Annotated in this window: 4 protein-coding genes; 2 read left to right on the top strand and 2 right to left on the bottom strand. The window is 70.9% G+C overall.

From position 1 onward, the window contains the following. Window positions 1-118: 118 nt before the first annotated feature. Together ABJI51_RS00620 and ABJI51_RS00615 are read right to left on the bottom strand one after the other, a co-directional pair. A complete protein-coding gene (locus tag ABJI51_RS00620; RefSeq protein WP_348946846.1) occupies window positions 119-1,255 on the bottom strand; it encodes a sugar ABC transporter substrate-binding protein in 1,137 nt (378 codons plus the stop codon). 817 nt (window positions 1,256-2,072) lie between these two features. After that, window positions 2,073-3,812 (bottom strand): DEAD/DEAH box helicase, encoded by a 1,740-nt coding sequence (locus tag ABJI51_RS00615; RefSeq protein WP_348946844.1) that lies wholly within the window; start codon window positions 3,810-3,812, stop codon window positions 2,073-2,075. Window positions 3,813-4,036: 224 nt separating this feature from the next. On the opposite strand from ABJI51_RS00615, the gene ABJI51_RS00610 reads away from it, so the two are divergent. Beyond that, complete coding sequence (locus tag ABJI51_RS00610) at window positions 4,037-5,167, top strand: YihY/virulence factor BrkB family protein (RefSeq protein ID WP_348946842.1); 1,131 nt, start codon at window positions 4,037-4,039, stop codon at window positions 5,165-5,167. An 80-nt stretch (window positions 5,168-5,247) separates the two neighbouring features. Next, a complete protein-coding gene (locus ABJI51_RS00605; RefSeq protein ID WP_348946840.1) occupies window positions 5,248-8,373 on the top strand; it encodes an efflux RND transporter permease subunit in 3,126 nt (1,041 codons plus the stop codon). Window positions 8,374-8,468 lie beyond the last annotated feature (95 nt).

The following is an 8,468-nucleotide window of genomic DNA, read 5'->3' as shown; positions in this document are numbered from 1 at the left end:
CTTGTATCGGGGGTTGGGGCCCACGGTGGGGGGGGTTTCGCCGGGGGGGGGCCCGGGGCGGGGCCGCGCGGGGGGGGGGCGCGCCCCGCCCCGGCTGTTCATGGGTACTGCGGGCAGCTCAGGAGATGCCGAGCTCGCTGCACTTGGCGGCGAGGTCGCCGGCGCAGATCTCGCTCGCCTTCACGTAGCCCTGGCTCACGACGGTCTTGATGTCCTTCGCCAGGATCGTGGTCGGGGTGAGCAGCACGGACTTGATGTCGCGGTTGTTCTTCGGGTCGTGCAGCTTGCCCGTGGCGATGGCGTCGGCCGCGGCCTTGTCGCCCTTGGCCAGCGCGGCGGCCAGCTTCGCGGTCGCCTCGGCCTCTTCCTTGATCGGCTTGAAGACGGTCATGTACTGGTCGCCGCGCATGACGGCCTTCAGGCCGTCGGCGGTGGCGTCCTGGCCGGTGACCGGGATCTTGCCGTTGAGGCCGTTCTTCTTGAGGATGGTGATGACCGCGCCGGCCAGGCCGTCGTTCGCCGCGACGACGCCGTCGACCCGGCCGCCGTTGGCGGTGAAGATCTGCTCGAACGTCGTGCCGCCGAGCTGGTTGTCCCAGTCGTTGATCGGCTGCTTCTGGATCCGCTTCAGCTTGCCGGAGGAGAACAGCGGCTCGAGGACGGAGTCCTGGCCCTTGGTGAACAGCGTCGCGTTGTTGTCGGTCGGGGCGCCCTCGATCTGGACGACACCCGCGCCCGCCTTGTCCTTCAGCGCGTCCGCCATGGCCTGGCCCTGCAGCTGGCCGACCTTCTCGTTGTCGAACGAGACGTAGTACTCGGCGCTGCCGCCGAGGCTCGGGCGGTCGTAGTCGATGACCGGGATGCCCGCGGTCTTGGCCTTGGCCTCGACGGCGGCACCGACGGCCGGGTCGGCCGGGGCGATGATCAGGGCCTTGACGCCGGAGCTGATGAAGCCGTCGGCCAGGCTGCTGAACTTCTGGGCGTCGCCCTGGGCGTTCTGGACGTCGGCCTCGAAGCCCTGCGCCGCGAGGGCGGCCTGCAGCATCGGCTTGTCGAAGGCTTCCCAGCGGGCGGAGCTGGCGGTCTCCGGCAGGATGACGCCGACCTTGCCGTTGGCGCCGCCACCGGCCGGTGCGGAAGCGGAGTTGGAGCTGCTCCCCGCGCCCCCGGTGTCCGAACTGTTGGCACCGCAAGCGGTCAGCACCAGGCCGGTGCTCACCGTGGCGGCGAGGAGGGTAAGGGTTCTGCTGCGCATCCTCGTTCCTTCCGGATCCAAGCATTGGTGACGAGCGGCCCTCGACGTCGTCTCGGGCCCTGCGAGGCGGTGATCCGGAGAGGCCCGGCGCACCGTCGCGCATATGTTGTGGGCGACAACATATGCCGCCGAGCGGCTGCGGGGAAGATAGCTGGATCGATTAAACGACACCAATTGGACACGGTTCGGCAACACGGGCTGCCCCTCGCCCGGAAAGAGTAGATCCGCTGACGATGTGATCGCCAGCACTCACAGTCGGTTACATCCAAGTTTCTTGCGAGCGTGAAGGTAGCCCGCTCGCCGGAGCGCCGTACACCGAGCGCGACTTCGTGGAGGGTTGGCCCGCTGGCCGGGCGAGTGGTCGCCGACTTGCGAACTTCCGGGGCGAACGTGCCCGGATGGCCACGGTTGCCGGGTCTTGCGGGCAAGAGGCGGGTGACGGTGAGGTACGCAGCGTCACAAGGGTGAGGTGAGGGACGGCGGGAACGGACGGTGATCGGCGGAGTTCAGTCTCCCGGGTGACGTCCGGAGGCCGGTGGCTCGGAGACGGTCCGAGCGGCGACCCGGGCAGCGGGACCCGGCGCCCGGCCCCGGCGGGCGGCCCAGGCAGGCGGCATCCGAGCGGCGATCCGTCAGCGGCATCCGGCGGGCGACCCCGGCACCCAGCCCCGCGACCGCACGCGGCAGTGGTCACGACGGCAGCGGGCTGAAAGGGACTTTCCTCGCGTCTGCTGAGACGAAAGGCCCGTTCGCTGCACCGGATGAGACGAAAGCGCCTTTCAGCCCACCGCTCCCCCGGACCCCGCGGACCGCGAGATCACCAGGAACGCAGGGTGACGATCCGTTCCTCGAGCTGCTCGACCGTCGCCATCGCGGTCACCGGGCCACCGCACACGCGGCGCAGCTCGTTGTGGATGGCGCCGTGGGGTTTCTTCGTGCGGTGGTGGTACATGCCCACCAGCGCGTTCAGCTCCTTGCGCAGCGCGCCCAGCCGCTCGCTCACCGACTGCGGGCGGGCCTGCGGTGCCGCCGCCGGCTCCTCCTTGGCCGGCTTGCGGCGCTTCTCGTCGGCGATCTGCTCCTCCTGCCGCTTGCGCAGCAGGGCGCGGACCTGGTCGGGCTCCAGCAACCCCGGCAGGCCGAGGTACTCCTGTTCCTCGTCCGATCCCGAGAACACCGCCGTGCCGAACGAGTTGCCGTCGTAGATGACCTGGTCGAGCTCGGCCGAGGCGCCCAGGGACGTGAACGCCTTCTCCTCCTCGCCCGGCTCGTCCTCCGTGCGGTTGGCCTGGGCCAGGAGCTCGTCCTCCCAGCCCTCCTTCTCCCGGTGCGGCTTGCCCAGCACGTGGTCGCGCTGCGCCTCCAGCTCGCTGGCCAGCTCCAGCAGCACCGGCACCGACGGCAGGAACACGCTCGCCGTCTCGCCCTTCTTCCTCGCCCGCACGTAGCGGCCGATGGCCTGGGCGAAGAACAGCGGGGTCGACGCGCTCGTCGCGTACACGCCGACGGCCAGCCGCGGGACGTCGACGCCTTCGGAAACCATCCGGACCGCGACGATCCAGCGTTCCTTCGTCTCGGAGAACTCCTTGATCCGGCCCGAGGCCTTCGGGTCGTCGGAGAGCACCAGCGTCGGCGTCTCCCCCGAGATGCGTTCCAGGATCTTCGCGTACGCCCGCGCGGTGTCCTGGTCAGTCGCGATGACCAGGCCGCCCGCGTCCGGCACGCTCTGGCGGACCTGCGACAGCCGCGTGTCGGCGGCCTGCAGCACCGCCGGGATCCACTCGCCCGCCGGGTCGAGCGCGGTGCGCCAGGCCCGGGCGTTCTGCTCCGCGGTCAGCGGCTCGCCGAGCCGGGCGGTGAACTCCTCGCCCGCGCTCGTGCGCCAGGACGCCTCACCCGAGTACGCCAGGAAGACGACCGGCCGGACCACGCCGTCGGCCAGCGCGTCCGCGTAGCCGTACGAATGGTCGGCCTTGCTGCGCTGGAAGCCGCCCGCGTCCGGCTCGTAGGTGACGAACGGGATGGCCGAGTCGTCGGACCGGAACGGTGTCCCGGTCAGCGCCAGGCGCCGGACCGCCGGGGTGAACGCCTCGCGCGTCGCGTCACCCCAGGACTTCGCGTCGCCCGCGTGGTGGATCTCGTCGAGGATCACCAGCGTCTTGCGGTTCTCGGTGCGCACGCGGTGCAGCGTCGGGTGCGCCGCGACCTGCGCGTACGTCACCGCGACGCCCTGGTAGTCCGAGGAGGTGACGCCGGTGGTGTTGCGGAAGTTGGAGTCGATGGCGATGCCCGCCGCGGCGGCCGAGGCCGCCCACTGGTGCTTGAGGTGCTCGGTCGGCGTCACGATCGTGATGGCCTCGACCGTGCGGTCGCTCAGCAGCTCCGCGGCGATCCGCAGGCCGAACACCGTCTTGCCGGCACCCGGCGTCGCGACCGCGAGGAAGTCCTTCGGCTTCTGGGTCAGGTACTTGGTCAGTGCCCGCCGCTGCCACGCCCGCAGCGGGCGCGCGGTCGAGTCCTTCTCCGCGGGAGGCGCCCCGAGCTGCGTCTCCGTCATCGCCGGTCCTCCCCCTCGCTCTGCTGTCTCCAGTGCTGTGACGTGCGAAAACCCTCACTGTGGTACCGACTTCGGTGTCGGCGACGGCGGTGAGGGCACTGGAGCGAGTCTACCGGCCGGGTCCGACAGTTCCGGGCACCGGCACGGGTGATGTCCCCCGACACGCCCGGGCGCAGGGGTGGTGACGAGCCAAATCCGGGCAGATGCACCATGCTGGAGGCGTCATGGGTGAGGTGCAGCCGTCCGGCGCGACGAAGGGGGCCCGCAAGGGGCCGTGGCGCCTCCTCACGCGCACGCTCGCCAAGGCATGGGACGGCAACATCTTCTCCGAAGCCGCCGAGGCGGCCTTCTGGCAGACGCTGTCGCTGCCGCCGCTGCTGCTCGGCCTGCTCGGCAGCCTCGGCTTCGTCGGCGAGTGGTTCGGTGCCGGCGTCGTCGCGGCCGTGCACGACCGCATCATCGGCTTCTGCCGGACGGTCTTCAGCACCAACGCCGTCCAGGACATCATCGAGCCGACCGTGAACAGCATCCTCACCGTCGGCAAGGGCGAGATCGTCTCGGTCGGCTTCCTGATCTCGCTGTGGGCGGGCTCGTCGGCGATGTCGTCGTTCGTCGACGCGATCACCGTCGCGCACGACCAGTACGGCGTCCGCAACGACGTGTGGCAGCGGATCTTCGCGCTCCTGCTGTACCTGTGCGGCCTGGTGATCCTGGTGATCGGGCTGCCGCTGCTGGCGATCGGCCCCGACCTGCTGCCGGAGTTCTTCCCGACCGACTGGCGCCCGACGGTGACGTCGTGGGTGAGTGCGCTGTACTTCCCCACCCTCGGCGTGATGATCACCCTCGCGCTGACCACGCTGTACAAGCTGGCGCTGCCGCGGAAGCTGCCGTGGCACCGCGGGCTGCCGGGCGCGGTGCTGGCCATGGTGGTGTTCCTGCTGTCCTCGGTGGGCCTGCGCGTCTACCTGAACTGGATCACCAAGACCGGCTACACCTACGGCGCGCTGGCCGCGCCGATCGCGTTCCTGCTGCTGATGTTCTTCATCGGGCTGGCCGTGGTCGGCGGGGCGTACTTCAACAGCGCGATCCAGGAGCTGTGGCCGGCGAAGGCGACGCGGCGGCAGCGGCGCCGGTGGCGGCGGCTGGAGATGGAACGCGCTTCCGAGCGGCTGCGCTCGGAAGAGGGCCGCAAGCTGTGGGACCGCACGACGACGCCGCTGAAGCGCCCGCGCGCCGAGGACGTCGCACCGTCCGAAGAGGACACCCCGTCACCGGACGCACCGGGACCGGCACCCAGCGTTTCCCGCGAACCGATCTCCTCCCCGGGGACGACCCGGAATCCACCCTCAGACTGAGTCGGTCCTCAGTTCGGACATGGCACGCTTCCGGGGTGGGTGACGCGACCGCGTCCGTTCCCGAGGGGGGTCCCAGAACCATGTCCGTGCTGGCCAGACTGAGCCTGCGCAACCGGAGCCTGATCGGCCTGCTGGCGCTCGTCGTCATCGGCTTCGGCGCCTTCGCGCTGCCACAGATCAAGCAGCAGCTGTTCCCGTCCCTGCAGTTCCCGCAGGCCCAGATCGTCACCGCGTACCCGGGCGCGTCGCCGGACGCGGTCGACCGCCAGGTCACCGAGCCACTCGAAAGCGGCCTGCAGGGCCTCAAGGGCCTCGAGCAGGTGACGTCGACGTCGTCGGACGGCGTGTCGCGGGTCGTCGCGCAGTTCGAGTTCGGCACCGACATCGACGCCGCCGTCCAGCAGATCCAGCAGGTGGTGAACCAGGTCCGCCCGCGGCTGCCGCAGAACACCGAGCCCGCGGTCTCCGCCGGCAGCACCGACGACCTGCCGGTGGTGCTGGTCGCGGCGGGCACCACCGGGGCCCCGCAGGCGCTCGCGCCCGCGCTGACCGACCAGGTCGCGCCGGAACTGCGGAAGATCGACGGCGTCCGCACGGTGACCGTGACCGGCGTGCAGCAGCCGCGTGTCACGATCACGCTCGACTACGCGAAGCTGGCCGCGGCCGGGGTCGACCCGGCGTCGGTCGCCACCACGCTGCAGACGGCGGGCGCCGCGGTGCCGGCAGGCACGCTGACCGAAGGCGGCAAGACGCTCAGTGTCCAGGTCGGCGGGGGCGCGACCACAGTGGACACGATCCGCGGCCTGTATCTGACCCCGGGCGCCGCCGCGCGGGGCCGCGCGCCGGTCAAGCTGGGTGACGTCGCCGACGTCCAGGCCGGGTTCGCGCCGCCGACGTCGATCACGCGCACCAACGGCAAGCCGAGCCTCGGCCTGTCGATCACCATGGTGGACAACGGAAACGCCGTCGCGATCTCCGACGCCGTGCGCGACAAGCTGCCCGACCTGGCGAAGAAGACCGGCGCCGAGATGAGCGTCGTGTTCGACCAGGGCACGCCGGTGAAGGACGCCATCAGCGGCCTGACCACCGAAGGCCTGCTGGGGCTGGCCTTCGCCGTCGTCGTCATCCTGCTGTTCCTGCTGTCGGTGCGCTCGACGCTGGTGACGGCGGTGTCGATCCCGCTGTCGGTGGTGGTCGCGCTGCTGGCGCTGTGGACCGGCGACCTGTCGCTCAACCTGCTCACCCTCGGCGCGCTGACCATCGCGATCGGCCGGGTGGTCGACGACTCGATCGTGGTGCTGGAGAACATCAAACGGCACCTGGCCTACGGCGAGGAGAAGCAGCGGGCGGTGCTCGACGGCGTCCGCGAGGTGGCCGGGGCGGTCACCTCGTCCACGCTGACGACGGTCGCGGTGTTCCTGCCGATCGCGTTCGTCGGCGGCTTCGTCGGCGAGCTGTTCTCGCCGTTCGCGGTCACCGTCACGGTGGCGCTGCTGGCGTCGCTGCTCGTGTCGCTGACCGTGGTTCCGGTGCTGGCGTACTGGTTCCTGAAGCGCCCGGCCGTCCCGGCGGACCCGATCGAGGCCGAGCGGGCGCGCGAAGCGGCCGTCGAGAAGGAACGCCGCAGCGTCCTGCAGCGGGCCTACCTGCCGGTGATCCGGTTCGCGACCCGGCGACGGCTGACCGTCGTGCTGCTGGCGCTGCTGATCTTCGCCGGCACGGTCGGGCTCGCGACGCGGCTGAACACGAACTTCCTCGACCAGTCCGGCGGGACGACGCTGAACATGACGCAGAAGCTGCCCGCGGGCACCAGCGTCGAGGCGAAGGAGCAGGCGGCGACGGCGGTCGAGCAGGCCCTCGCGGCCGAGCCCGCGGTGCGGACCTACCAGGTCAGCATCGGTGGGGGCGGCACGTTCGGCTTCGGCACCGGGACGTCGACGAGCATCTCGGTCACCGTGGCGAAGGACACCGACCTCGACGCGCTGTCGGACCGCCTGCGCGCGAAGCTGACGTCGCGGCCCGAGCTGGGCGAGATCAAGATCGGCGCGGACGCGTCCGGCTTCAACTCCGACCAGATCTCGGTGACGGTCACCGCGCCGTCGGAAGCCGCGCTCAAGCCCGCGTCCGACCAGATCGTGCAGGCGCTGCGCGGGGTGTCCGGGCTGACCGAGGTGACCAGCGACCTGGCCGTCGGCGCGCCGCGGGTGCAGGTCGAGGTCGACGACGCCGCGGCGGCCGCGCACGGGCTGTCGGCGAGCACCATTGGCCAGATCGCCAACCAGGCGATCGCCGGGCGCACGGTGACCCAGCTGCCGGTCGGCGGGCAGCGCACGGACATCGTGCTGCGGGCAGGCACCGCGCCGGTCACGGTGGGCCAGGTGCAGGCGCTGCCGATCCCGGGCCCGGGCGGCGTCGTCCGGCTCGACGAGGTCGCCAAGGTGTCCACTGTGGACGGCCCGGCGGCGGTGCACCGCACCGGCGGCGACCTGAGCACCACGGTGACCGCGAAGAACACCGGCGACAACCTGAGCAGGACCACCGCGGACATCAAGTCCAAACTGGACGGACTGACCTTCACCGGCGGCGCCTCGTACTCCCTCGGCGGCGTCAGCCAGGATCAGCAGGAGGCGTTCTCGAACCTGTTCCTGGCGCTGCTGGCGGCGATCGCGATCGTGTTCCTGATCATGGTGGCGACGTTCCGGAGCCTGATCCAGCCGCTGATCCTGCTGGTGTCGATCCCGTTCGCGGCGACCGGCGCGATCGGGCTGCTGCTGGCCACCGGCACCGCGCTGGGCCTGCCGGCGCTGATCGGCATGCTGATGCTGGTCGGCATCGTGGTCACCAACGCGATCGTGCTGATCGACCTGATCAACCAGTACCGCGCGGAGGGAATGAGCGTCACCGACGCGGTCACCGAAGGCGGACGGCGACGGCTGCGGCCGATCCTGATGACCGCGGCGGCGACGATCTTCGCGCTCGTCCCGATGGCCCTGGGCATCACCGGCCAGGGCGGCTTCATCGGCCAGCCGCTGGCGATCGTGGTGATCGGCGGCCTGGTGAGTTCGACGCTGCTGACCTTGGTCCTGGTCCCGACCCTCTACACGATGGTCGAGACCCGCAAGGAACGCCGCCGCGCCCGCCGCGAAGCCCGCCGGACCCCGGCCCAGGCCCCGGAATCGGAGTCCCTGGACCCGGAACTCGCGTGATCAGAACGCCGACACGCGTGATTTGAGGGTCGACACGCGTGATCAGACGGACGACACGCCGGGGCCAGGACCGGGCCCGGCGTGTCGTCGCTTCA

It is taken from the genome of Amycolatopsis melonis, assembly GCF_040064235.1.
Lineage (GTDB): Bacteria > Actinomycetota > Actinomycetes > Mycobacteriales > Pseudonocardiaceae > Amycolatopsis > Amycolatopsis melonis.
This window is presented reverse-complemented; position numbering and strand designations above follow the sequence as displayed.